The organism is Verrucosispora sp. CNZ293 (assembly GCF_002754655.1).
Genome location: NZ_PEFR01000001.1, coordinates 5,467,257 through 5,491,889, shown reverse-complemented (window position 1 = coordinate 5,491,889; position 24,633 = coordinate 5,467,257). Strand labels below are relative to the sequence as shown.

Sequence of the window (24,633 nt, the reverse complement as noted above, 5' to 3'; positions counted from 1 at the left end):
GGTCAGCCCTTCATCGCCTGGACCGGCGGCGCGGTCTCGTCACCGGTGAGCGCCTTCTGCGCGGCTGCGGTGAAGGCGTCGCCGCTGCCGGTCAGGCTCGCCTGGTACATCGGCTGGAGCAGCGCGTGGTCCTCGGCGCGGATGGTCATGCTGCCCTTCACGCTCTCGAAGCTCCAGCCCTCCAGCGCGGTGACCATCTTGTCGACGTCGTCGCCGCCCTCGGCCGCGGCGCGGACCACCATCTGCGCGGCGGCGAACCCGTCCGGGTGGAACAGGTCGAGCGTGCCGCCGGGGACCTTCGCCTTCGCGGCCTTGGCCGCCTCGGTGTCGCTGGCACCGTCGAAGTAGTGCGACAGGAAGGAGATCTTGCTGCCGGCGGCGCCGAAGGTCGGCCAGGAGGCACGGATGTCCAGACCGGTGACGACAGTGGTGGAGGTGAGCACGCCCTGCTGGTCGAGGGTCTGCCACATCGCCGGAGCGGTGGTGCCGGCCCAGGCGACGAAGAGGAGGTCCGGCTTGGCGGACTTGATCTGGCTGGCGAACGGGGTGAACTCGGTCGCGCTGGCCGGCGCCCGGACGGCGCTGACGCTCGCGCCGGCTCCGCCGATGACCGCCTTGACCGCCGCCTCGTTGGCGTCGCCGAAGGCACCGTCCTGGGCGAAGACCACCACCTTCTTGCCGGCCGGGTCACCGATGAACGACTTCGCCGTCACCACGTCCTGGTACGACTGCCGACCGGAGCGGAACGTGTACTTGTTCGCGCCGGTCACCGCGTCGGTGGCGGCCGGCCCGGAGATGAACAGCACCTTGTTCTGGGCGGCGATCGGAGCGACCTGAAGCGCCACACCCGAGGCCGTGGAACCAGCGATGATCTTGTTGCCCTTGCCGATCAGGTCCTTGGCCGCGGAGACCGCCTTGGCCGGGTCGCCCGCGTCGTCGACCTCGGTGATCTCGATCGCCCGATCGCCCACCTTGTTGGTGCCGTTGGTGGCGAAGTCCAGGCCCGCCCTGAACCCCTCGATGTACTGCTTTCCGTAACTGGCCAGCGCTCCCGACTGGGAGTAGACCAGACCAACCTTCACCGGCGCGGCGCTGTCGCCGCCGCCGTTGGCGGTGTCCTGGGGGCTGCCACAGGCCGTGGCGGCGATCGCCGCGGCCATCATCGTGGCGGCGGAGATGAACACCCGCCGTGTCGTCCGGACCGTCATTGCGACTCCACGTGAGGACTCAGAGGAAGGAAAACCTTATGTGTCGGCTCACGCTAGAAGTGACGTCACCCACGGGCTATGTGGCGGAAACACACAAGTAACAGGGTTGGGATGGCCAGCCCTTACAAGCTTGGCGCCCCGGGCGCTCCGGCCCGCCCGAGCGGCGGGCACCGCTCCCACGACACCGGCCCGCCTTGTGTCGCCCACCCCCACGGTCCGCCGCCCACTCGCGGGCGCGGCTGCTCTCTGGCGATGGCGGGTTGCGGCACGTCGGGGCCTCCGGGCAAGCCCAAGGCACGAGTTGCGGCTCCTGCGCACCGGCCGCCCGCCTGCGCTGATTCTTCGACAACTTCGGGGATGTTGCTGGGTCGACCCCCAGCGGAGGCAGCAACATCCCCGAAGTTGCAGGGCGCTCGGAGCGGGGTGGAGCGGGGTGGGGGTCAGGGGCGGGGTAGGGCGGCGCGGGCGGCCACGGCGGTGTCGGGGTGATCGGTGAAGACGCCGTCGAGGCCCAGCCGGTAGAACAGCTCGTACTCGGCCTGGATGTCGCCGCGGGCGTTCGGGTCGGCGCCGATCCGGAAGTCCGCCGGAAGGAACTGGTTCTCCGCCCGGAAGGTCCAGGCGTGCACGATCAGCTTCTCCTTGTGCGCGTCCCGGACCAGGGTCGTCGGGGTGAGCAGCCTGCCGGCGGTGTCGCGCGGCACGATGAGGTTCTTGTTGGCGCCGATCCCGTCGGCGTAGCGCGAGATCCATTTGAGGCCGGCGGGAGTGGCCAGGTCACGGTAGGTGCGGGTGTCCCCGGCCACGGTGAAATCGTACGGCCGGCCGGTGGCGTCGAGCAGCTGGGCCAACCGCACCTCGGTCAGCCGATCCAACCGCCGCAGGTTCGCCGTCTCGAAGGACTGGATGATGACCGGCGAGTTCCGCTTCGTCCAACCTGCCCGACGTAGCGTCTCGACCAGGGGATCCTCCAGCGGCAGGCCGATCGAGGCGAAGTACGTCGGGTGCTTGGTCTCCGGGTAGACACCGATCACCCGGCCACGTGCCTTGCCCTCGACCCGGGCCAGGTCGATCACCTCCTGGAAGGTGGGCACCTGGAACTGGCCGTCGAACGCGGTGTTCGTCACCCGTACCTGGGGCAGCCGCTCCTTGGCCCGCAGCGTCCGCAGCTCGGTGAGGGTGAAGTCCTCGGTGAACCAACCGGTCACCGACACGCCGTCGATGGTCTTCGTGGTCCGGCGGTCGGCGAACTCCGTCCTGGCCGCCACGTCGGTCGTACCGCTGATCTCGTTCTCGTGCCGGGCGACGAGCACGCCGTCGGCGGTCGCAACCAGATCAGGCTCGATGTAGTCGGCACCCATCCGGATCGCCAGCCGGTACGCCTCAAGCGTGTGCTCCGGCCGGTAGCCGCTGGCACCCCGGTGACCGATGACGATGGGCTGGTCACCGACGCGGGCCGGGTCCGTGCCGCCGGTCGGCTTCGCCGTGGCGACCATGGGCGTGGCCACGGCGGCGGCGAGCAGGGTCACCGTCACACCGAGGGCGGAAAGGGTACGTCGCAACGCGGTCTCCTTGGTTCGTCGGGAACCGCCTCAGCAGACCTGCCCGGGCTGACCGTCAGTTGGTCCGCGGCTGACCATCCGGTGAATCCTCCACCTTTGCGTCCGTTGAAGCAGCGCAAGGGTGAGTCGGCGGGACGGGTGGGAGGGATGGCGGTTCCGGCCCGGAACGGGTGGGTGGAATCGGAAGATTGTCTGGTGCGTCGGTTCCTTCGTCACCCGGTGCGGCTCGTGCCGCTCGTCTTCCTGGTGGCGATCCTGATCGGCACCGGCCTGCTGATGCTGCGCCCGATGACCATCGAGTACCAGCACACCCCGTTCATGACCGCGCTCTTCACCGCCACGTCGGCCATCTCGGTCACCGGCCTGACCGTCACCGACACCCCGAACTACTGGTCCGGCCCTGGGCTGGTGCTCATCACGGTGCTCACCCAACTGGGCGGGCTCGGCATCCTGACCGGTGCCGCGCTGGTGATCCTCACCGTGTCCCGGCGGCTCGGTCTGCACAACCGGATGCTGGTGCAGGCCGAGACCGCTGAGTACGGGCTCGGCGACGTACGCCGGCTGCTGGCACACATCGCCGGCACGGTGTTCGCCTGCGAGCTGGTGATGGCGCTCCTCGTCACGGCACGTCTCTGGCTGGCCTACGACTATCCGTTCTGGCGGGCCCTCTGGACGGGCTCGTTCCACGCGGTGCAGGCGTTCAACAACTCCGGCTTCTCGCTCTACAGCGACGGACTGCTGGCGTTCTCCCGCGACCCCTGGGTCAGTCTGCCGTTGGCTCTCGGCGCCATCGTCGGCGGACTCGGCTTTCCGGCAATGTTCGAGGCGGTCCGCGAATGGCGGCAGCCGGCCCGGTGGGCGGTCGCCACCAAGTTGACCATCTGGGGCAGCGTCGTCCTGGTCGCCTTCGGTGGGATCGCGTTCCTGGCCGCCGAGTGGGCCAACCCGTGGACGGTCGGCCAGTACGACGTTCCCGGCAAGGTGGTCGCCGGGTTCACGCAGATCGCGCTGGCCCGCACCGGCGGCTTCGAGGTGGTACCGACCGAACTGCTCCGGGAGGAGAGCTACACGCTGCTGATCGGGCTGATGTTCATCGGGGGCGGCAGCGCCAGCACCGCCGGTGGGATCAAGGTCTCCACCTTCTTCCTGCTCGCCTTCGTCATCTGGGCCGAGGTCCGCGGCGAGCCGGACGTCACGGTCGGGCACCGACGGGTCGCCACCGCCAGCCAGCGGCAGGCTCTCACCGTGGCGCTGCTCAGCGTCGCGATCGTGGCCGCCGGGACCGCCGCGCTCATCGCGATGACCGACAAGCTGCCGTTCTACGCCGCGCTGTTCGAGGTCACGTCGGCGTTCAGCACCACCGGGCTCTCGGTGGGCGTCCTGTCGTCCCTGTCGGACGGAGGCCAGTTACTGCTGACCGTGCTCATGTACGTCGGCCGGGTGGGGCCGCTCACCTTCGGCTCGGCGATTGCCCTGAACACCCGGCGCCGGCTCTACCGCTACCCAGAGGAGCAACCAGTTGTCGGATAGGAAGCCAGACGAGGGGGGCGTCGCGGTGATCGGCCTCGGCCGGTTCGGCAGTCACCTGGCCGAATCGCTCTCCGCCCTTGGCCGCGAGGTGCTGGCCATCGACCGGGACGCCCAGCAGGTGCAGAAGTGGTCGCCGATGCTCGACCAGGTGGCGCAGGCCGACGCCACCGACGAGGAGGCGCTACGTCAGCTCGGGGTGACCGACCTGGGCCGGGCGGTGGTGGCGATCGGTGCCTCCGTCGAGGCCAGCGTGCTCACCGTGCTCGCCCTGGTGGAGCTGGGCGTACCGCAGATCTGGGCCCGGGCGACGTCGGGGCAGCACGCGAAGATCCTCTCCTCGGTCGGCGCACACCGCGTGATCTTTCCCGAGGCGGAGACCGGCGAGCGGCTGGCCCACCTGATCATCAGTCGGATGCTCGACTTCGTGGAGTTCGGCGAGGCCTTCGCGGTGGCGCGGATCCGCGTTCCGCGGTCGCTTGCGGGTCACCCCGTCAGCGAGGTCCGACTGCTGGACCGCTACGGCGTACGGGTGATCGGGATCAAGCGGCCCGGCGAGGAGCGGTACCGATACGCCTCCGATGTCCTGGAACTCCCCGAGGAGACGATTCTCATCGTGGAAGGGACCATCGAAAATATCCAGCGCTTCGCCACGCTGTCCTGACCGGTCAGCTCACCGGCCCGGGCCCTTGCCCGGCTTGGCCGGCTGCGGCTTCCCGCCGCCCTTGCCCTTCTCCTTGCCGTCCGGCTTTGACTTCTCGGGCTTTGTCTTCTTCGCCTTGGGTTTGGTGTCGCCGGAGCCGCCGGAACCGGCCTTCCCGGCCGCCGCCTTCACCGTCTTGGCCGGGGCTGACTTGGCGGGGGCCGGCCTGGTGGTGGGCGCGGTGCCGGCCACTCCGGAAACCTGCACCCCGCACCGCGCCGTGCCGACCCGGAACTCCACCGGCAGCGGGTTCGTCCCGGTGTACCGCCCGGTCAGGTTCAGTTTCTCGGTGGCACCGGGTGCCAGTGCGGGCCGCTGGGGCGCCGGCTGCACCGCCACGGCCCGCCCCTGCTGCCGTACCGGCGCCGGCGTCGCGGCGGTCACCTTCTGCTCGCCGGGGAAGGCGAAGCTCATGGTCCAGTCGCGCAGCTCACGGTCGCCAGTGTTGGTCAGACTCAACTCCGCGGTGAAGTCCTTGCCGGAATCCTTGCGCAGCGCGTACGTGACCTGGCAGGGAATCTCCTGTTCGCCGCCGATGCGCGCCTGGGTCGGCTGGTCGATCCCGCCGCTGGCGGAGCTGTGCGACGTGACTCCCCAGACCGCCGCCGTGATGACCATCAGACCGGCGGCGGCCGCCACCGCCTCGACCCGACGTCGGCGGTGCAGTCCGCGCCGGGTGCGCAGGCCCGCCAGGGGCAGCGCATCGGTCGCCGCGGACCAGGGCAGGATCGTGGTACCGGCGTCCGCCAGCGACTGCGGACCGGTCTCACCGGTGCCGACACCCACTGGCACCGCCGGCACCTTGCCGGCCGCCGCGGCGAGGACCCGGGCCAGATCAGCGGTGTCCGGCCGGTCCGCCGGTCGCTTCGCCAGGCAGCGGTGGACGAGGTCGGCGACACCGCCAGGCAGGTCCGGTACGTCGGGCATCGGCTCCGGCTCGCGGTACATGTGGGCCCGCAGCATCTGCGTGGTGGTGTCGGCCTGCCAGGGCAACCGGCCGGTGAGCATCCGGTACAGCAGCAGCCCGACCGCGTACACGTCGGTGGCCGGGCTGACCTGACCGTTGTCGAGCCGCTCTGGGGCGAGGTACGCCGGGGTGCCGAGCAGGGTGCCGTCGGGGCCCTTCTCGCTCTCGCCCACCAGGGCGGAGATCCCGAAGTCGACGACCTTCACACCGGTCGCGGTGAGCATCACGTTGCCGGGGGTGACGTCGCGGTGCACCACGCCTCGGGCGTGCGCGGTGGCCAACGCGGAGGCGACCTCGGCCGCCACCGTCACCGCCTCCCGCCACGGCAGTCGTCCGTCGCGGGCCAGCCGGGCGGTCAGCGGACCGCCGTCGATCAACTCCATCACCACGTACGGCACGGTCAACCCGACCTGCACGGACTCGCCGTAGTCGTACACGCTCGTGATGTTGGGGTGGCACAGCCGGGCGGCGGCCTGGGCCTCGATCCTGATCCGGTGCCGGAACGCCCGGTCACTGGCCAGCCGGGACGCGAGGACCTTGACCGCCACCTGCCTGCCGAGCACCTCGTCGTAGCCCCGCCAGACCACCGACATGCCGCCCGCGCCGAGCTGTTCGATGAGCCGGTACCGCTCACCGAGCAGTTGCGCTCCCCTGCTTACCCCACCACCCATGGTCGGCGTTGTTGCCCGACGTGAGGCCGCCTACACCTTTCTGGGCTGATTCGGTCACGGATGTCACCCGATCAGGCGGTGGCGAGCAGTTGGTCCACCGGAGCGTAGTCGTCGGTGAGCACGAGCGCGTCGCCGACGAAGTCCGTCAGGTCGCCGCCGCTGAGCAGGCTGACCGGTTCGTTGGCGTCGTCGAGGCGGGCCCGTACCGCGGCCAGCGGCAACGGCGCGTCGGAGGCCACGATGAGGAAGTTGGCACCCCGCTCGCCGGCCAGCGCCTCCGGCGGCGCGATCAGCGCGACATGCCCGAACTCGGCGGCGACGGTGGCCACCTCGCTGCGGATGAACCGCAGCGGCGGGTAGTCGATGACGTTCTGCACGTAGACCCCGCCCGGCCGGGTCACCCGGCGGATCTCGGCGGCCATCTCCCGGGTGGCCAGGTGCCAGGGCACCACCAGGTGCCCGAAGGCGTCGCCCACCACGTAGTCGCGGCTGTCGGTCGCCTCGGCGGCCACCAGCATCCGGGCGTCACCCACCACCGCCCGCAGGTCCGGTCCCTGGCGTACGCCGAGTCGACGCTCGCTCAGCTCGACCAGCCCGCCGTCGATCTCGAACACCAGGTTGTCGGTGCCCGGTCGGGTGGCGGTCAGGTAGCGCGGCACGGTGAAGCCGCCCCCGCCCAGGTGCAGCGCGTCGAGCCGTTGCCCCTCCGGCGCGACCACGTCGGCCACCGCGCCGATCCACCGGGTGTACGCGTACTCCAGGTGGGTCGGGTCGTTCAGGTCGACGTACGAGTGCTGGGCCGAGTTGAGCAGCAGGGTCCGCCCGCTGGCCCGGCCGGGATCGGCCTGGATCCGGGCGCAGTGGTACGCGGTCTCCACATCGCAGGGGTCCGGGGCGACCATGGTCAGCCCGGCCCCGGCCAGACCGAGCACCGCCAGGGCGGCCTTGACCCGGGCCGGCCCGGGGAGGGCGGCCCGGTCCTGCCGGTGCAGGTACACCCCGAGCGCGATACCTGTGATGCCGAGGGAGGCGGCCAGCCCGAACAGGATCACGGTGCTGGGCAGCGCGGCTACCAGCACGAAGCCGGTGACCAGGGTGGCCGTGACCGCCCCGAGCGTGCCGATGCCGGAGAGCCGCCCGACCACCTGGCCGGTGCGGCGCAGGTCGGCGAGCTGGAGCTTGATCACCAGTGGGCTGACCGAGGAGAGCAGCATCGCGGGTGCGAACACGGCGACCGCGACCAGCAGCAGCACCGCGCTTTCCGCCCCACCGCGCAGCACCTCACCGGCGTACCGCACCGCGGGCAGGGTGATCGCGGTGGCGATGCCGGAGAGCACCAGCGCCGGGGCCAGCAGCGTACGCGGATTGCGCCGGTCGGCCAGCCAGCCGCCCGCCCACGCCCCGTACGCGATCGCCGCCAGCGCGATGCCGATGACCGAGCTGGTCACCTGGAGGGTGACCCCGACGTACGGCCCGACCAGGCGCAACGCGGCGGTCTCCAGGACCAGGACGGCACCGCTGGAGTAGAAGACCAGGAACGCGGCGAGCCCGTTGGGCAGGGCCCGGGGCACCTGCGGCAGGGACGGCGCGGACGTGGCCACCACGTCAGGCGATGGAGAGTTCATCGTGGCGATGGTACGCAGCGATCCGCCGCGTGTACGTCAATGCATCGAAAGATGAACGTGGTTCGTGTGATCAGCGGCCGGACTGCCGCTCCCGCCGTACGCCCGCCAGCCGGTGCCCGGGTGCCAGATCTGGCGGTACCAGATCACGTACAGCACGCCGAGCCGGTCCGCGTTACGGACGTGCCAGGCGGCCAGGCTGTCCCCGTACGACTTGTCGCCGCCGGTGGCCGTACGGTCCTCGAAGCCGTTCGTGGCGGCGGAGAAGTCGCAGGCCCGCCCCTTGGGGTGTTCACCGGAACCACCGCTGCGGTAGCAGGAGACGTGCCGCTTGTAGCCGGCCGCCTGGGTCTGCTTCAGCGCGTGCAGGGTGCGCGGGGTGATGCATCCCGAGGTGGTCGGGTCGCTCACCGAACACGACTCGCCGGGCCAGGAGCCGTCGGAGTTCCGGGGTGCCGGCTTCGCCGAGGTCGAGCTGCCGCCGCTGAACCCGCCGCTGCTGCCCGAGCTGACCGCCGCCAGGGCCGCCTCGGCCTCCCGCTTCTTCTTCGCCATCACGGCCAACTGCTTGGTCTGCTCGCGCACCTCGGCGTTTATCGCGAGCTTGGCCTGGCGGGCCTGCTCGCGCGCCTCGGTCATCTCCCGGATCCGGCGGCTGTCCCGCTGGGCCATCATGTCGAGGTTGGCGGCCCGCTGCACGAACGCCTCCGGGGTCGCGCTGTCCAGCAACACGGCCGCCGGGCTGAGCCGCCCGACCCGGTAGGACTGCGCGGCCACCTCACCGACCATGGCGGTCAGCTCGTCCAGCCGGCCCTCCATCGCGGTCAGCTCCTTGGCCAGCTGCTTCTGCCGCTTCTTGGAGCCGTCCAGCTTTCGTTTCGCGTCGACGTGCGCCTTGGCGGTTGCCTCCAGGGCATCGCGCAGCTTCTTGCTGCCGCCCTCGTTGGGCTCGGCGTACGCCGGCACGGCACCCACGCCGAGCAGCAGCGCCACGGCGGCGAGCAGGGCGATCAGCGGCCGGTGGGCGTACCGCCGGACGGGCATGGACCTGCGCACGAAAGCATCCTTTCGTCAGCCGCCGGCCCCCGATGACTCACTGCGCGGCGGCGACCCCCGCCGGCGCCGGTCGGCGGCCTGCTGGCGGAAGGCCGCCGGTCAGGATACCGGAACCAGCCTTCTCGACCACCCCCCGACCCTCACCCCCCACCAAACCTCCACCCCCCGCAACCACCCCATCACCCTCCGCGCATTCAGCCACGTTGATCATGAAGTTAGCGGCATTTTGATCTCTACTGCCGCTAACTTCATGATCAATGCGAGGCGGAGGAGGTCAGGTGGGGAGGAGGGTGGTGTGGACGTCGGTCCAGACCTGTTCGTTGACGGCGACCAGGAGGCCGTGTTCGGTGTCGGCGGGGTGGTAGTCCGTCCCGTCGAGTCGGCGGGCCACCCCGCCCGCCGCCCGCACCAGCAAGGTGCCCGGGCCGTGGTCCCAGGGCAGGGTCCGCCAGAACAACACGAACTGCTGGTGGCCGGTGAGCACGTCGAGATACTCGCGACCGGCGCAGTGCTGCCCCGGCAGTAGCTCGCCGAGCTGTGCGCCGCCTGCCTCCACCGTGCGCCGGGAGGGCCCCGGCAGGAACTTCGTCATCGCGGCACCCCGCAATTCACCCATCGGCGGTGCCCCGTCGGGCAGGTGCAACGGCTGACCGTCCAGGTACGTGCCCTCGCCGGTACGGGCGGTCGCCAGCGCGTCGGCCAGCGGATCGAACACCCACGCGGCCACCGGTTCACCATCGGTGAGCAGGGAGACCATCAACGCGAACGGGCGGCGGCCGGCCGCGAAGTTGGCGGTGCCGTCCACCGGGTCGACGAGCCACACGTCGCCCGAGGCGCGCAGGTGACGCAGCAGGTCAGGATCGTCGGCCACCGCCTCCTCGCCGACCACCACCGAACCGGGGCGCAACCGGAGCAACCCGGCGCTGATCATCACCTCGGCCCGGCGGTCGGCGACGGTGACCAGCTCACCGGGGGCCTTCTCGGTCACGTCGGCGGCGTCGAGATGGCGGAACAACGGCAGTACGACGCGGTCGGCGGCCTCCCGCAGCAGCCCGGCGACGTCGTCGAGCAGGGTGTCAACCACGCGGCGGCAGCTTCACCACGCTGACGAAGAACTCGTCGATCTGCCGGACCACCGAGATGAACTGCTCGAAGTCCACAGGCTTCGTCACGTACGCGTTCGCGTGCAACTGGTAGCTGCGCAGGATGTCCTCGTCGGCCTGGGAGGTGGTCAGCACCACCACCGGGATCCGGCAGAACTGCTCATCCCTCTTGATCTCCTCCAGCACCTCCCGGCCGTCGCGGCGGGGCAGGTTCAGGTCGAGCAGGATCAGGTCCGGCAGCACCGCGTCCGCGTACTGGCCCTCGCGACGCAGGTAGGCCAACGCCTCGGCACCGTCGGAGACGACGTTGAGCCGGTTGCGTAGCTTGTGCTCCTCGAACGCCTCCTGGGTCATCAGCACGTCACCCGGGTCGTCCTCGACCAGAAGCACCTCGATCGGGCTGTTGCCGTCCGCCGGCGCGGTCATCCCACCGCCTCCTTCATGCCGCCTGTCCCACCGCCGGCCGGGGACTGGCCAACGACAGCCGAGGGGCGCTCCGATTCGCCGCCGGCCTCGGCGCCGACGGTACCGTCACCCGCCCGGACCTCGTCATCGACCCGGTCTGTCGCCACGTCCGTCGGCTCGGCCCCGTCCGCACCCGACCCGTCCACACCGGTGCCGCGCTCCGCGGCCTCGATGTCGGCGGGCAGCGCGGGCAGGGTGAAACGGATCGCCGTACCTTCGGGCACATCCGTGTCCACCCAGACCCGACCACCGTGGTACTCGACGATCTTCTTGACGATCGCCAGCCCGATCCCGGTACCCGGGTACGCGTCCTTGGCGTGCAACCGCTGGAAGATGACGAAGATCTTGTCGGCGAACTCCGGCTCGATCCCGATGCCGTTGTCCTGGCAGGTGATCTCCCAATCGTCGCCGATCAGCCGGGCCGAGACGTGCACCTTCGGCGGAACATCCGCCCGACGGAACTTCACCGAGTTGCTGACCAGGTTGACAAGCAGGTTGGTCAGCAGGGGCTCCTCACCGCGGATCACCGGCAGCTCGCCCCAGGTCAGCTCGGCGTCGGCGTACTGCCGGGCCGGCTCGGTCTGCCCCGCCACCTCCTCCATCAGGCGGTTCAGGTCAACCTCGGTGAAACCGGCGGTGAGCCGACCGATCCGGGAGAACGCCAACAGGTCGTTGATCAGCCGCTGCATCCGCTGCGCGCCGTCCACCGCGAAGGCGATGTACTGGTCGGCCCGCTCGTCGAGCCGCCCGGCGTAACGCCGCTGGAGCAGCTGGCAGAAGCTCGCCACCTTGCGTAGCGGCTCCTGGAGGTCGTGCGAGGCGACGTAGGCGAACTGTTCCAGGTCACGGTTGGACCGGGTCAGCTCCTCGGCCTGCTTCTGCAACTGGGTGTTGACCCACTCGATCCGCTCCCGCGCCTCCCGCACCTCGGCCAGGTCCGCCGCGATCTTCTGCCGCATCGCGTCCACGTCCTCGCCGAGCCGCCGGAACTCCGGCGGACCGGTGCCGGTGATGCCGTGGCCGTAGTCACCGACGGCGACCTCCCGGATCTGCCCGGCCAGGCTGGTCAGCGGACGGATCACCATCCGTTCCAGCGAGGTGAGCAGCACCACCCCGGCGACCAGTACCACGAGCGCCGCGATGACCAGCAGCAGCACCAGCAGGTTGCTGGTGCTGCGGACGTCCGTGGCGGCCTCCTCGCGCACCTCGAGGATGCCGTTCTGCAGCACGTCGACGGCGACCCGGATCTGGTCGAACTGCTGCCGCGACTGATCGGTGAGCAACTGCTGGCCAGCGACGGTGCCACCGGCGTCGATGGCGGCGATGACCGGCAGGGCGACGGTCTGTCGCCACTGCTCCGCCTGCTGCTGCACCAGCTGGAACTCGTCACGCAGCTCCGGGTATGTGGTCAACAGTCGGTCCATCGAGGTGGCCAGTTGCTGCTCACGCTGCCGACCGGTGTCGAACGGGACGAGGTCCTCCCGCTCACCTGTCAACGCGTACCCCCGGATCGCGGTCTCCTGGTCGACCAGGACCGCGAGCAGTTCCTGGGACTGGGCGCGCAGCGGACCTGTCACGTTGAGCACCGCGTCGATGTGCGCCCGGTTGCGGGCCGCGACCACGGTCTCCGCAACCGCCACCCCGATCAGCAGCAGCCCGACGATCGCGACAAGCACCGCCAGCCGACCGCGCAGACTCCAGCCGGCACCCGTACTCGTCACCGGCCACCGCCCCGCGTGACCAGCAGCATCGCCACGTCGTCGGCGAACGGGCCGTTGTTGAGCTGCTCGGCCCGGCCGACCAACCAGGCCGGCAGATCCGACAGCGGAACCGCCCGGCTGGCCGGCTCGCTCAGCAGGCGGGTCAGGCCGGGCACGTCGAGCCGTTCGTCGCCCGCGCCCACCCGGCCCTCGATCAGACCATCGGTGTACATCAGCAGAGACCAGTCCTCGGTGTCGAACTTCAGGTCGAAGGCGACCGGCCGGCGGGGCCGTACGCCGAGCAGCAGACCACCCGGCGCCGGCACCTGAGTCACCCGCCCACCGGCGAGCAGCACCGGTGGCGGATGACCGGCCAGTCGCACCGTCGCCCGGTCGGCGTTGAGGTCCAACCGGGCCGTCGCCACGGTCGCGAAAATCTCCTGAAGCCGGCGCTCGCTCATCAGCACCTGTTCCAGTGCGGGCAGCACCTCGTCGTCCGGCACCCCGGCGAGGATCAGCGCCCGCCAGGCCACCCGCAGCTCGACGCCGAGGGCCGCCTCGTCCACGCCGTGCCCGCAGACGTCGCCGATGATCAGATCCACCCGGTCGGGGCGGGTCTGCACCACGTCGTAGAAGTCGCCGCCGATCAGGGCGGCGTGCCGGCCGGGCCGGTAGAAGGTGTGCACCGCGATCTGGTCGGTCGACATCAGCGGCTGGGGCAGCAGGCCGCGCTCCAACCGGGCCGACTCGGCCTGGCGCAGCTCCACCTCCCGCAGCCGGCGCGCGTTCTCGTCGGCCCGTTTACGCTCCACCGCGTAGCGCAGCGCCCGGGTCAGCAGCACCCCGTCCACCTGGCCCTTGACCAGGTAGTCCTGGGCCCCCTCGGCGACCGCCACGATGCCCAGGTGCTCGTCGGTGCGGCCGGTGAGCACACAGACGGCCGCGCTGCCGGACATCTCCAGCACCTGCCGAAGCCCGTCCAGCCCCTGCGCGTCGGGCAGACCCAGGTCGAGCAGTACGCAGTCGACGCCGGCGATCCTCCGGCGGGCCTCGCTCAGGCTGGTCGCCACCAGCAGGTCGATCCCGGAATTCGTCTCGGCCAGCAGCTCGCCGACCAGGAAGGCGTCGCCCTCGTCGTCCTCGACCAGCAGCACACGCAGCCGCTCTCCGGGGGGCAGGTTCGGATTGCCACCCAGCCCGCCCTGCGGATACGGCCACGACACGACGGAGGGACCGGTCATCCCGGTCCCCCGGGCCGGCCGGCTCACCGCCGCGACTGGCGGAAGATCGCTGGTGATGTCGGGCTCCTTCCGAGTGCCCCGCTGATCCTGTATTAGACAACGTTCGCACACAACATGACGGGGCACCCTCAGGTGGCATGGAGGATGATGTGCACCCCAGAACCACCCCTCGCGAGGAGTCACCCGTGGGCGCACCCCCCAGCCCCGCCGCCGACCGCGCCCTCACCCGGCCCCGTCGACGCCCGCTCGCCGCGCTGGCGGCACTCGTCGCGCTCGTCGCCGTCGGCGCGGGCGCTCTGCTCGATCTTCGCCCGCCGGCACCCCGGCCGGCCGACACGCCGACCGGCGAGTTCAGCGCGGGGCGCGCGTACCCGCACGTGACGCAGGTCGCCGGCCGGCCGCACGTCGCGGGCAGCCCGGCCAACGACGAGGTCCGCGCCTACCTGGAAGGGGTACTGCGCGGCCTCGGGTTGGAGACGCAGGTGCAGGACACCGTCGCCGAGGAGGCCGGGCAGCTCAGCGGCGCGGCGGGCGGCGCCACCCTGGCCCGGGTGCGCAACGTGGTGGCCCGGCTGCCCGGCACCGATCCGACCGGCACGGTGTTCCTTGTCGCCCACTACGACGCGGTGCAGACCGGGCCGGGCGGCAACGACGACGCCGCCGGGGTCGCCACCATCCTGGAAGTGGCCCGCGCGCTGACGGACGGCCCGGCACCCCGTAACGACGTCGTCTTCGTGCTCACCGACGCCGAGGAGGCGTGCCTCTGCGGAGCCTCGACGTTCGCCTCCGAGCACCCGCTGGCCGCCGGCAAGGGAGTGGTGCTCAACCTGGAGGCACGGGGCCGCACCGGTCCGGTGATCATGTTCGAGACGTCGCCGGAGAACGCCCGTCTGGTCGAGGTCTTCGGCCGGGCCGCGCCGCACCCGGTGGGCACCTCGTTCGCGGTGGAGGTGTACCGCGCCCTGCCCAACGACACCGACTTCACCGCCTTCCTCGACGAAGGGTTCCTCGGGCTGAACTCGGCGTACCTGGACGGCGGCGCGATCTATCACACGCCGTTGGACACCCCGGCCTCGATGGACCGGGCCAGCCTCCAGCATCACGGTGACAACTCCCTCGGTCTCGCCCGGGAGTTCGGTCGGATCGACCTCGGTGACCTGCGCGCCGGCCACGACGCCACCTACTTCCCCGTCCCCGGCGGTCTCGCCCGCTACCCCGGCTGGCTGGTGCTGCCGTTGGCCCTGCTGGCGCTGGGCGGCGTGGTCGTGCTCGGCTGGCTGGCCCGACGCCGGAACCGGGTCACCACCGGTCGGCTGGCCGCCGGCTTCGGCCTGGCCCTGGTGCCGATCGTGGTGGCCCCACTGGGCGCCCAGCTCCTCTGGGCGGCGATCCTCGCCCTGCGACCGGGCAACGCCGAACTGCTCGACCCGTACCGGCCGACCTGGTACCGGTTGGCCGTGCTGGCGCTCGCCGCCGCCGTCGTGTTCGCCTGGTACGCGCTCAGCCGACGCCGGCTCGGCCCGGCCGCCCTGGCCATCGGCGGGCTCGGCTGGCTGGCGCTGCTCGGCGTGCTGCTCGCCTTCCTGGCACCCGGTGGGGCCTACCTGGCGACCCTGCCCGCGCTGGCCGGGGCGCTCGGCGGGCTGGTGGCGCTGGCCACCCGCCTCGACGGTCCGGTACCGGTGATCGCGGTGACCGTCGCGGCCGCGGTCGCGGTGATCCTGCTGCTCCCCACTGTGGTACTGCTCTTCCCGGCGCTGGGCATGGCGATGGGCGGCGTCGCGGCGCTCTTCGCGGTGCTGCTCGGGCTGGCCGCGCTGCCCGTGGTCGACCTGCTGCACCCGCAGGCCGGCGGCCAGCGGGGCATGGTGGCGCTGCGGGCCCGCCGACTCGGCGCCCTGCCCGCCGGGGCCGCCGCGCTGGCCGCTGTGGTCCTCGCCGGGACCGGCATCGCCGTCGACAGGTTCGACGCCGCGCACCCCGCGCCCACCCACCTGATGTACGCGCTGGACGCCGGCACCGCCCAGGCCCGCTGGCTGAGTCACGAGAGCGAGCCACAGCCCTGGACCGCCGAGTACGTGGACGGACCGGTCCAGGTCGCCGACGAGTTCCCCGGTATCGGCGGCGACGAGCTGCTCGGCGGCCCGGCACAGCCGGCGGACCTGCCCGCGCCCCGGCTGGACGTCCTTGCCGACACCACCGCCGCTGGTGCGCGCACGCTGACCCTCCGGCTCACCCCGCAACGCCAGGTACGCCTGGCCACCCTGCACGTCGACACGTCCACCGCGACGGTGCGCGAAGCCCGGGTGGCGGGCCGTGCGGTGCCGGTGGAGGAACGCGACGGCCGCTGGGGCTTCGGGGTGGTCTTCCACGCCCCACCGCGCGAAGGCATCGAGGTCACGCTCACCGTCACCCCGAAGGCGGACCGCATCGCGCTGCGGGCCATGGACGCCAGCGACGGCCTGGACGCACTCCCCGGCTTCCGCCCCCGCCCACCCGGCGTCGGCATCACCGGCTCCCACACCTCCGAAATGCTCGCCGTAGCCCGCACCTACCCCCTCTAGCCCCCACCCCGCACCCCGCGATCTTGCACTTTTCGTCCCCGCAAAACAGGACATAGCAACCATAAGGACGACCGAAAGTGCAAGATCGCGGGTGGAGGTGGAGGGGCGGAGGGGGTGGTTACTTCCAGCGGAAGTGGATGAAGAGGCGGCCGAAGTTTTTGGAGTCCTTCTCGACTCGGTGGTAGAGCTGCTTGACGTCCTTCTGGTCGAGGAAGCGCAGCACGCGCTTCTTGAGCTGGCCGGAGCCCTTGCCCGGAATGATCTCGACGAGGGTGGCCTTCTTGGCCACCGCCTCGTCCATGATCCCGCGCAGTGCCCGGTCGATGTCGTGGCCCTTGTTGAAGATGTCGTGCAGGTCCAGCTTCAGCTTCATGCCACGTCCACCGTCCGGTTGGCTGTCATGCGGCCCATGGTAGGCAGGTCGCCAGCCGGCCCGGGACGTCGCGAGGGCAGCCCGTTCGGGCTGCCCTCGCGACACATGTTCGGGATCAACGACCGCCGCCTACCCGGGTCTCGACGCGGCGCAGGGCCGCCGTGTAGTCGTCGTGGGACGAGTGCATGGCCGCGGCGATGCGCAGGTGCCGCAGCGCGTCGGTGTACCTGTTGAGTCGCTCCAGCGTCCGGCCCAGCACGTGGTGGGCGTAGTGGTCGCTGGGGTTGCGGTCGACCAGCTCTCGCAGCTGCTCCTCGGCGCGGCTGAGCTGCGCCGACTGGAAGTAGGCCCGGGCCAGCAACTGCCGCACGGCGGCGTTGTCCGGCTCCGCCTCGATGATCGGTTCGAGCAGCCGGGCCGCGCTGCTCGGGTCGCCCGCCTCGAAGAACAGGGTCGCCCGCCGGTATTCGGCCAGAAGATCCATGCCGCCACCCCCTCCGTTCGCACCACTGCTCCGACGCTGGCACAACACCTGCGGTACCGCGACTGTTCCCGGTCGCTTTCCTGGCCGAATGGCGGTCTTCAGACGGTGGCGAGGTCCCAGGCGCGGACGCCACCGACAATGCCGGCGCTGTTGGGGACCACCACCACGTCGTCACCCATCCGGGTGAGCTGCTCGGGGCGGATCCGCCGCGAGTTCCCCCCGCCCAGGTACAGCCGGTCCCAACGGAACACCGGGCGCAGGCCCTCGACCACCTGCCGGATCCGCCGGGACCAGAACGCGTCGCCCAGCCGGCGGCGCTCCGGTTCACCCACGTACGTGTCGTAGGTCGTGCCCCAGCGCACCGGAGCGTGTGACAGTTCGAGGTGCGGGGCGAGCACCCCACCGTCGAAGAGGGCGCTGCCCAGCCCGGTGCCGAGGGTCAGTACCAGTTCGCAGCCGGTGCCGGCGACCACCCCGGCGCCGTGCACCTCGGCGTCGTTGAGCACAAGCGCCGGCAGGCCGAACGCGGCCGAGAGCGCGCTGCGCGCGTCGAACCCGGACCACTCGGCGAGCAGCTCCGGGTCGGTCCGGCTGCGCGGCCCGGAGCGGGTCACGTAGTGCGGGGTGGCCACCACCACGCCGTGCCGGATCATGCCGGGCATCCCCACCGTCACCCGATCCGCCGCCGGCAGTCGACCGCCGAGTTCCACGAGGGTCTGCACGAACAGGCCCGGCGGCAGCGGGTACGGCGTCGGCACCCGCATCGGCTGGGCCCGCATGGTGCCCGCGCCGTCGAGGACCGACGCCTTGATCCCGCCGCCCCCGCAGTCGATCGCCAGAGTGGTCAACACGCACGTGAGTCTGCCTCGTCGCGGGGGTCGCCGCGCGGCGACGGGTAGGCTCGGCTGCTTGTGAGCGCCACGCTGATCGCCAAGGACCTCGCCGCCGGGCACGGGGAACGAACCCTCTTCACCGGCCTGGACCTCGTGGTCGCCCCCGGTGACGTGGTCGGCCTGGTCGGGGCCAACGGAGCCGGCAAGTCGACGCTGCTGCGTACGCTCGCCGGTCTGTTGCCGGTCGAGGCCGGCAGCGTCGCGGTGAGCCCGCCCGGCGCGAGCGTCGGGCACCTGCCCCAGGAGCCGGAGCGCCGCCCCGGGGAGACGGTCCGGGAGTTCCTGGCCCGCCGCACCGGCGTGACCGGAGCGCAGTTCGCCCTCGACGCGGCGACGGAGGCGCTTACCGCCGGCCGGCCGGGCGCGGACGACGCGTACGCCGCCGCGCTGGAGAGTTGGCTCGGGCTGGGCGGGGCCGATCTGGACGAGCGGGCCGAGGAGGTGGCCGCCGAACTGGGACTCGCCGTTGATCTCGATCAGGAGATGACGAGCCTCTCCGGCGGACAGGCCGCCCGAGCCGGGTTGGCGTCGCTGCTGCTCAGCCGGTACGACATCTTCCTGCTCGACGAGCCGACGAACGATCTCGACCTGGCCGGTCTGGACCGGTTGGAGGGCTTCGTCACCGGACTGCGCGCCGGCACGGTGCTGGTCAGCCACGACCGGGAGTTCCTGGCCCGCACGGTGACCTCGGTGCTGGAGCTGGACCTGCACCAGCAGCAGGTGAACCACTTCGGTGGCGGATACGCGGCGTACCTGGAGGAGCGGGAGGTGGCCCGCCGCCAGGCGCGCGCCGACTACGAGGAGTACGCCGACACCCGGGCCGGGCTCCAGGCACGGGCGCGTACCCAGCGGGCCTGGATGGAGAAGGGGGTCCGCAACGCCCGGCGCAAGGCCACCGACAACGACAAGATCGGCCGGAAGTTCCGGTCCGATGCGTCCGAGAAGCAGGCTGCCAAGGCCAGACAGACCGAGCGGCTGATCGAACGCCTGGAGGTGGTCGAGGAGCCGCGCAAGGAGTGGGAGCTACGGATGGAGATCGCCGCCGCGCCCCGCGCCGGCGCCGTCGTGGCCACTCTCCGCGACGCCGTGGTACGCCGGGGCGATTTCACCCTCGGCCCGGTGAACCTTCAGATCGACTGGGCGGACCGGGTGGCGGTGACCGGGGCGAACGGTTCCGGCAAGTCGACCCTGCTGGCGGCCCTGCTGGGCCGGTTACCGCTGGACGCCGGCCAGGCCACGCTCGGGCCTGGTGTGGTGATCGGCGAGGTGGACCAGGCTCGGGGACTGTTCCTCGGGGACGTACCGCTGCTGGACGCCTTCCGGGCCGCGTTGCCGGAGGTGTCCCCGGCGGACGCGCGTACGCTGCTGGCCAAGTTCGGCCTGCGCGCACAGCACGTGCTGCGACCCGCCGCGACGCTCTCCCCGGGCGAGCGGACCCGGGCCGCGTTGGCCCTGTTGCAGGGGCGCGGCGTCAACCTGCTGGTGCTGGACGAGCCGACGAACCACCTCGACCTGCCGGCCATCGAACAACTGGAGTCCGCGCTGGCCAGCTACGGGGGCACGCTGCTGCTGGTCACCCATGACCGACGGATGCTGGAGGCGGTACGCCTCGACCGGCGGTTGCGGGTGGACGCCGGGCGGATCACCGAGTTGTGATCCGGACGACAGACGGCGGCTTCTGGCACGAATTTCAAGGACAACCAACGCATATCGGTCAACTATCCGGGTAACGGGCGGGCCGGAGGTGGCCGGTATGGTCGCGTTGGCACACACCCCGCCCTCCGCCGAGCGGCTGCGGGCGGTGGACGGTTTCCTCACCGAGGCGTGGACGGACCAGGTCCGTCACGACGAGAGACTGCGTCCGCTCGCGGTCGAGGTGCGCTTCGACCGGGGCGTCGCCCACCTGACCGGCGAGGTCGACGACCCGACACAGTTGCGACTGGTGCGCGAGCAGGTGGGCCGACTGGCCGGCGTCTTCGGCGTTTGGTGCCGGGTGCGGGTGGGTGGACGCGACCCGGTGGTGGTCGACCTGGGCTGCGGCGGCACCAAGCAGTGGCCGGGCAATCTCGGGCTCGACATCTTTCCCGCGCCGGGGGTGGACGCGGTAGCCGACCTGTCCGGCTCTCTGCCGCTGGCCGACGACTCGGTCGACGTACTGTTCGCGGTACACATCCTGGAGCACCTCATCGACTTCCTGCCGCTGCTGGACGAGTGCCATCGGGTGCTCCGACCCGGCGGTGTGCTGCACGTCATGAGCCCCTGGTGGGGCCATGTGAACGCGGTGGCCGACCCGACCCACGTGCGACTGCTGGACGTGCAGACGATCAAGGGTGTCTGCGTGATGCGACCGCCGGGAACCCCGCGCTGGCACCCGCTGCACGCCGGCAGCGACGGCGCGTCCATCTTCGCCGACCTCACACCGTTGGGTCCGGACGACGACGGCCCCTCCGCCGCCCACCTGGCCCGTTTCTTCGACTGACCGAGCGACCACTGCCCTGGACACCATCGGTGTCCAGGGCATTCGTCTGTTTCGGCACAGGTCACCAATATTTCTCGTGGGTAACACCGGCAGGCCGCGCCATTGATCGACACTGATCGAACCCCGGTGACTCGCCGGTAACAAGTGGCTCCACCGCACACCCCCGCGGAGGTACGACCATGCCCAGACGTCTCGCCAGCCTCCTCGCCTCTGGCCTCCTCGCGCTGCTCACCGCCCTCGCCGTGGCCTCCCCCGCCACGGCGGCCGTCACTCCACAGCAGAAGCTGTCCGTCCTGTCCAGTTGGACCCAGACCAGCGCCAGCAGCTACAACGCCTGGTACTCCGCCCGACAGAACCGGGCGCCCTGGGCCGAGTACAACTTCGACTGGTCCACCGACTACTGCTCGTCCAGCCCGGACAACCCGCTCGGGTTCAAGTTCAGCCTCTCCTGCGCCCGCCACGACTTCGGCTACCGCAACTACAAGGCGGTCGGCCAGTTCAGCGCCACCAAACCGCGCCTCGACAGCGCCTTCTACGAAGACCTGAAGCGCTCCTGCGCCACCTACAACTCAGTTGTCCGGCCGGCCTGCCTGAGCCTGGCGTGGACCTACTACCAGGCGGTCGCCATCTTCGGATCGGTAGCCGCCGTCCAGCAGTCCGACATCGACCGGGCGGCTCGGATGAAGGCCGACGCCGAGCGCCGCGCTCGCGCCTGACCAGCACAGCGGGACGCCCGGCCGGCACCACGGCCGGGCGTCTCCGGGTCAGGCGTCCCGGGTGAGACGTCCCGGGTCAGGCGTGCTCGGTGTGGCGGTCGACGGTGCTGGGTTGACGCGGCGCGGAGCGCCCCCTGGCGAACCGCCCGGAATCGGCAGCCAGATCGGGGTGCTCGACACCGAGTGCCAGCGCGACCGCCTCGTCCAGCCCCAGGTCGGCGCCCTCCCCGTACGCCTCGTCGAAGGCGGCGTCGCCGAGCACCCGCCGCAACGCGGCCTGCCGTTCCGTCCAGTACGCCTCGTAGATGCCCGGCGTCGACCGCAGACCCGCCCGGGTCGCCTGGGCGGCGCCGAAGAGCCGGGCCCCGGTCAGCGGCTGGTCACCGACGGCGCAGCGCACCGCGATGGCGTTCAACGTGTCGCAGGCCCGCCCGTGGAAGCCGTGATTCATCCGGGACCGGAGCGCCACCAGCAGATGCTCGTGCGCGGCCACCAGGTCGCCACGGGCCAACGCGACCATGCCGAGCAGCATGTCCACCGAGCGTCGGCCCCGGTCGACCGGCCGGGACGCCTCCACCGGACGGGCCGCGCCGAGCAGTTCCGCCGCCTCGTCGAGCGCCCCCCGCCGCCACAGCAACTCGGCCAGCCGGAACACGGCGAACAACGACTCCGACTCGACCCCCTGTTCCTGAGCCCAGTCGATGACCTCCCGGCAGACCCGCTCCGCCTCGGCGAACTGCCCCATATCGACAAGCGGAGCTGCCCGGCCCGCCAGCACCCGGGCCAGCAGACCGGCGTCCGCCGCCTGACGGGCGGCTGCCTCCGCCCGCTGCGAGAAGCGCAGCTCCTCGCCGAACTCGCCGTCGCCCCCGGCGTGCAGGGAGTGCATGTGATAGGCCGCCGCCAGCTCGTCCTCCGGGATCGCCTCGCCGGTCTCGGCCAGTCGGCCGTACAACCGGAACAGCCAGAGCCGTCCCTCCCGGGCCAGTCCGCGCTCGCGCCACCACTGGTCCAGCCCGCCGGCCAGCCGGAGACCGGCCCGGGCGCTGCCACCCGTGGCACACCAGCGCAGCGCGGCCCGCAACTCCCCGGCGAGTGGATCCAGCGCGTACAGCGAGAGAGTCACCGGTTGCCCGTCCGGGCCGAGGTGCGCCCGCTCCAGGGCGTGCGCCGACCAGGCCACGTGCCGGTCACGGGCGGCCTGCTCCTCGCCGGCCTCGGCGAGCCGCCGCGCCGCGTAGGCCCGGATCGGGTCGAGCATCCGGTACGTGCAACCGGTCGCGTGCGGCTCCGCCAACACCATGGACTTGTCGACAAGCACCGAGAGCGGGTCGAGCGGGTCGTCGTCGAGCAACCACTCCACAGTCGGCAGGTCGACCGGACCGGCGAAGACCGCCAGCCAGCGCAACAGTCGCGCCGCACGGGGCCCGAGCGTCCGGTAGGACCAGGTGACCGTGGCCTGCATGGTGAGGTGCCGTTCGAGAGCCGAACGGGCCACCGCCCGGGTGGCCGGGGTCGAGGGGCTGAGACCGGTGGCCGCCGCGGCCAGGTCGACGGTGTCCCGCTGGTTGCCGGCGTTACCCCGATCGGCTGGCGGGGGCAGTGGGTCCGCACGGCCGGCGTCGAGCGTGCCGAGGACGTCGTCGAGACGCTCGGCGAGCTGACCCACCGAGAGCACCCGCAGCCGGGCCGCGGCCAACTCGATGGCCAGCGGCAACCCGTCCAGCCGCCGCACCACCCGGCGTACGTCGGCCGACTCGGACGGGTCGGGCTGCCGGCCGCCCCGGGCCGCCGCCGTACGGTCCAGCAGCAGGGCAACCGCATCGCTCTCGGTGCCGTCCGGGGCCGGATCGACGGACAACGGCGGGATCCGCCACACCACCTCGCCCGGCAGCCCCAACGGTTCCCGGGTCGTCGCCAGCACCCGCACCCCACCGCCACCGGCGAGCAGCCGGGACACCGCCTCGGCGCAGGATGCCGGCTGCGCGTCGCAGGTGTCGAGGACGATGAGCATCCGGCGGGGAGCGGCGTACTCCACGAGGGTGTCGACCATCGGACGGCCCGGCTCCGGGCGCAGCCCGAGCACGGCGGCGACCGCGAAGGCGACGAGCCCGGGGTCGGTGACCGCGGCGATGTCGACGAACCAGACCCCGTCCGGGTACTCGTCCACCAGGTCGGTGGCTAACTCGACGGCCAGCCGGGTCTTGCCGCTGCCACCCGCGCCGAGCACGGTGACCAGCCGGTGTCGGGCAACCAGTCGTCTCAGCTCGGCGCGCTCGGTCTGCCGACCGACGAACGTGGTCACCTGGATCGGCAGGTTGTGCGCCACCGCGTCGGCCGTACGCGGGCGCGGGAACTGCCGCTCCAGGCCGGGCGCGACGAGTTGGAAGAGCCGTTCCCGGTCGTCGAAGCCACGCAGCCGGTGCAGCCCGAGGTCGAGCAGGGAGGCGCCGGCCGGCAGTGGATCGGCTCGCCGCGCCGTGGCAGCCGAGCAGAGGACCTGTCCGCCGTGCGCGGCGGCGGCGACCCGGGCCGCCCGGTGCACCTCGGGGCTGGCGTACTCGCCGTCACGTGGCTCCGCCCAGCCGGTGTGCAGTCCCATCCGGACCCGGGGAGCAGACTCGGGAGTCGGCCAGTCGTGCTCTCCGAGGGCCCGCTGCGCGGTCAGACACGCGGTCAACGCCGCCCCGGCATCATCGAAGGCCAGAAAGAACGAGTCGCCCTCGGTCAGCAGCTCCGCGCCCTCGGTCGCCGCGATCGTCCGGCGCAGCAGCCGCCGGTGCTCGGCCAGCACCGGCCGATAGCCGGACCCGAGCAGTTGGGCCAACCGGGTGGAGCCCTCGATGTCGGTGAAAACAAAGGTCACCCAGCCGGTCGGGAGGTGCATCCGTCGCGGCATGCGTGGAACCTCCCCCCTGGTCTCGGCACCATACTTCCCGAAACCAGATCATCACGCATCGTGAGAACGGCCGGCCGAGGCTCCGACCCAAGGTGCCATCGGACCCGGCGTCCGGGCAAGGCCGGCATCACCCGTACCACCCATCCACCAGCGGGCCCGGCGTGGTCAGCAGCCGCAGCCGCCACCGCAGCAGCCGCCGCCGGTCGGCGCGGGTGCGGCGCCTGACCCGCCGCCACCTCGGCCGGTGACCGCGACCGTGGAGAGCAGTTTCACCGTGTCGGCGTGCCCCTGTGGGCAGGGCGCCGGCTCACCGGCCCGCGCCATCGGACGGTTGACCTCGAAGGTGTCGCCGCAGGCGCGACAACGGAACTCGTACCGGGGCATGGCATCAGCCTACGAC

20 protein-coding genes are annotated in these 24,633 nt (G+C 71.6%); 6 read left to right on the top strand and 14 right to left on the bottom strand.

From position 1 onward, the window contains the following. Window positions 1-2 precede the first annotated feature (2 nt). Window positions 3-1,208, bottom strand: a complete 1,206-nt coding sequence (locus tag CLT74_RS25055; RefSeq protein WP_099849464.1) for a substrate-binding domain-containing protein — start codon at window positions 1,206-1,208, stop codon at window positions 3-5. Window positions 1,209-1,648: 440 nt separating this feature from the next. After that, window positions 1,649-2,770 carry a glycerophosphodiester phosphodiesterase gene (locus CLT74_RS25050; RefSeq protein WP_099849461.1) on the bottom strand — a complete coding sequence of 374 codons (1,122 nt, stop codon included), beginning with the start codon at window positions 2,768-2,770 and terminating at the stop codon, window positions 1,649-1,651. A 195-nt stretch (window positions 2,771-2,965) separates the two neighbouring features. Here CLT74_RS25050 and CLT74_RS25045 point away from each other — a divergent pair, with 195 nt between their 5' ends. Both CLT74_RS25045 and CLT74_RS25040 read left to right on the top strand, forming a co-directional pair. Further along, window positions 2,966-4,300: a potassium transporter TrkG gene (locus tag CLT74_RS25045; protein WP_099849459.1), complete on the top strand. Its 1,335-nt coding sequence runs from the start codon at window positions 2,966-2,968 to the stop codon at window positions 4,298-4,300. Further along, window positions 4,290-4,961 carry a potassium channel family protein gene (locus tag CLT74_RS25040; RefSeq protein WP_099849457.1) on the top strand — a complete coding sequence of 224 codons (672 nt, stop codon included), beginning with the start codon at window positions 4,290-4,292 and terminating at the stop codon, window positions 4,959-4,961. Before CLT74_RS25045 ends, CLT74_RS25040 begins: the two co-directional genes overlap by 11 nt. Before the next feature lie 9 nt (window positions 4,962-4,970). Here the strand turns inward: CLT74_RS25040 and CLT74_RS25035 are convergent, their stop codons facing one another. From CLT74_RS25035 to CLT74_RS25005, 7 genes are all read right to left on the bottom strand, one after another. Then, window positions 4,971-6,638, bottom strand: a complete 1,668-nt coding sequence (locus tag CLT74_RS25035) for a serine/threonine-protein kinase (RefSeq protein ID WP_099849455.1) — start codon at window positions 6,636-6,638, stop codon at window positions 4,971-4,973. 71 nt (window positions 6,639-6,709) lie between these two features. Beyond that, window positions 6,710-8,263, bottom strand: coding sequence for a fused MFS/spermidine synthase (locus CLT74_RS25030; protein ID WP_099849452.1), 1,554 nt, complete (start codon window positions 8,261-8,263; stop codon window positions 6,710-6,712). Window positions 8,264-8,299: 36 nt separating this feature from the next. After that, window positions 8,300-9,304, bottom strand: coding sequence for a VldE C-terminal domain-containing protein (locus tag CLT74_RS25025; protein WP_099849449.1), 1,005 nt, complete (start codon window positions 9,302-9,304; stop codon window positions 8,300-8,302). A 286-nt stretch (window positions 9,305-9,590) separates the two neighbouring features. After that, a complete protein-coding gene (locus CLT74_RS25020) occupies window positions 9,591-10,400 on the bottom strand; it encodes an inositol monophosphatase family protein (protein ID WP_099849446.1) in 810 nt (269 codons plus the stop codon). Next, a complete protein-coding gene (locus CLT74_RS25015; RefSeq protein WP_099849444.1) occupies window positions 10,393-10,845 on the bottom strand; it encodes a response regulator in 453 nt (150 codons plus the stop codon). The genes CLT74_RS25020 and CLT74_RS25015 overlap by 8 nt, the downstream gene beginning before the upstream one ends. Next, entirely contained in the window at window positions 10,842-12,605 is a 1,764-nt protein-coding gene (locus tag CLT74_RS25010; protein WP_099849442.1) for a sensor histidine kinase, read from the bottom strand. Before CLT74_RS25010 ends, CLT74_RS25015 begins: the two co-directional genes overlap by 4 nt. Next, window positions 12,602-13,852, bottom strand: a complete 1,251-nt coding sequence (locus CLT74_RS25005) for a fused response regulator/phosphatase (RefSeq protein ID WP_199172259.1) — start codon at window positions 13,850-13,852, stop codon at window positions 12,602-12,604. Before CLT74_RS25005 ends, CLT74_RS25010 begins: the two co-directional genes overlap by 4 nt. 158 nt (window positions 13,853-14,010) lie before the next feature. Between CLT74_RS25005 and CLT74_RS25000 the strand changes: the two genes are divergently transcribed. Then, window positions 14,011-16,389 (top strand): M28 family peptidase, encoded by a 2,379-nt coding sequence (locus CLT74_RS25000; protein WP_099849440.1) that lies wholly within the window; start codon window positions 14,011-14,013, stop codon window positions 16,387-16,389. A gap of 118 nt (window positions 16,390-16,507) precedes the next feature. Here CLT74_RS25000 and CLT74_RS24995 read toward each other — a convergent pair whose 3' ends face one another. From CLT74_RS24995 to CLT74_RS24985, 3 genes are all read right to left on the bottom strand, one after another. Beyond that, entirely contained in the window at window positions 16,508-16,762 is a 255-nt protein-coding gene (locus tag CLT74_RS24995) for a Smr/MutS family protein (RefSeq protein WP_099849438.1), read from the bottom strand. Window positions 16,763-16,877: 115 nt separating this feature from the next. Then, the gene (locus CLT74_RS24990) at window positions 16,878-17,246 is read right to left on the bottom strand and encodes a tetratricopeptide repeat protein (protein WP_099849435.1); all 369 of its coding nucleotides are present in this window, start codon (window positions 17,244-17,246) and stop codon (window positions 16,878-16,880) included. Window positions 17,247-17,344: 98 nt separating this feature from the next. After that, window positions 17,345-18,097 (bottom strand): ROK family protein, encoded by a 753-nt coding sequence (locus CLT74_RS24985; RefSeq protein WP_099849433.1) that lies wholly within the window; start codon window positions 18,095-18,097, stop codon window positions 17,345-17,347. Window positions 18,098-18,157: 60 nt separating this feature from the next. On the opposite strand from CLT74_RS24985, the gene CLT74_RS24980 reads away from it, so the two are divergent. From CLT74_RS24980 to CLT74_RS24970, 3 genes are all read left to right on the top strand, one after another. Beyond that, the gene (locus CLT74_RS24980; RefSeq protein WP_099849431.1) at window positions 18,158-19,795 is read left to right on the top strand and encodes an ABC-F family ATP-binding cassette domain-containing protein; all 1,638 of its coding nucleotides are present in this window, start codon (window positions 18,158-18,160) and stop codon (window positions 19,793-19,795) included. 97 nt (window positions 19,796-19,892) lie between these two features. Beyond that, window positions 19,893-20,618 (top strand): BON domain-containing class I SAM-dependent methyltransferase, encoded by a 726-nt coding sequence (locus CLT74_RS24975; RefSeq protein ID WP_099852872.1) that lies wholly within the window; start codon window positions 19,893-19,895, stop codon window positions 20,616-20,618. 179 nt (window positions 20,619-20,797) lie between these two features. Beyond that, window positions 20,798-21,334, top strand: a complete 537-nt coding sequence (locus CLT74_RS24970) for a phospholipase (protein WP_099849428.1) — start codon at window positions 20,798-20,800, stop codon at window positions 21,332-21,334. A gap of 76 nt (window positions 21,335-21,410) precedes the next feature. Here the strand turns inward: CLT74_RS24970 and CLT74_RS24965 are convergent, their stop codons facing one another. Together CLT74_RS24965 and CLT74_RS24960 are read right to left on the bottom strand one after the other, a co-directional pair. Beyond that, window positions 21,411-24,233, bottom strand: a complete 2,823-nt coding sequence (locus CLT74_RS24965; protein WP_099849425.1) for a winged helix-turn-helix domain-containing protein — start codon at window positions 24,231-24,233, stop codon at window positions 21,411-21,413. 165 nt (window positions 24,234-24,398) lie between these two features. After that, window positions 24,399-24,617, bottom strand: coding sequence for an FmdB family zinc ribbon protein (locus CLT74_RS24960; protein WP_099849422.1), 219 nt, complete (start codon window positions 24,615-24,617; stop codon window positions 24,399-24,401). Window positions 24,618-24,633: the final 16 nt, after the last annotated feature.

What these genes read in the sequence shown, in the direction of transcription:
- CLT74_RS25055 (WP_099849464.1), bottom strand. Translation starts at nt 1,208, where the DNA reads ATGACGGTCCGGACGACACGGCGGGTGTTCATCTCCGCCGCCACGATG.
- CLT74_RS25035 (WP_099849455.1), bottom strand. Translation starts at nt 6,638, where the DNA reads ATGGGTGGTGGGGTAAGCAGGGGAGCGCAACTGCTCGGTGAGCGGTAC.
- CLT74_RS25030 (WP_099849452.1), bottom strand. Translation starts at nt 8,263, where the DNA reads ATGAACTCTCCATCGCCTGACGTGGTGGCCACGTCCGCGCCGTCCCTG.
- CLT74_RS25025 (WP_099849449.1), bottom strand. Translation starts at nt 9,304, where the DNA reads ATGCCCGTCCGGCGGTACGCCCACCGGCCGCTGATCGCCCTGCTCGCC.
- CLT74_RS25015 (WP_099849444.1), bottom strand. Translation starts at nt 10,845, where the DNA reads ATGACCGCGCCGGCGGACGGCAACAGCCCGATCGAGGTGCTTCTGGTC.
- CLT74_RS24995 (WP_099849438.1), bottom strand. Translation starts at nt 16,762, where the DNA reads ATGAAGCTGAAGCTGGACCTGCACGACATCTTCAACAAGGGCCACGAC.
- CLT74_RS24990 (WP_099849435.1), bottom strand. Translation starts at nt 17,246, where the DNA reads ATGGATCTTCTGGCCGAATACCGGCGGGCGACCCTGTTCTTCGAGGCG.
- CLT74_RS24975 (WP_099852872.1), top strand. Translation starts at nt 19,893, where the DNA reads ATGGTCGCGTTGGCACACACCCCGCCCTCCGCCGAGCGGCTGCGGGCG.
- CLT74_RS24970 (WP_099849428.1), top strand. Translation starts at nt 20,798, where the DNA reads ATGCCCAGACGTCTCGCCAGCCTCCTCGCCTCTGGCCTCCTCGCGCTG.
- CLT74_RS24965 (WP_099849425.1), bottom strand. Translation starts at nt 24,233, where the DNA reads ATGCCGCGACGGATGCACCTCCCGACCGGCTGGGTGACCTTTGTTTTC.
- CLT74_RS24960 (WP_099849422.1), bottom strand. Translation starts at nt 24,617, where the DNA reads ATGCCCCGGTACGAGTTCCGTTGTCGCGCCTGCGGCGACACCTTCGAG.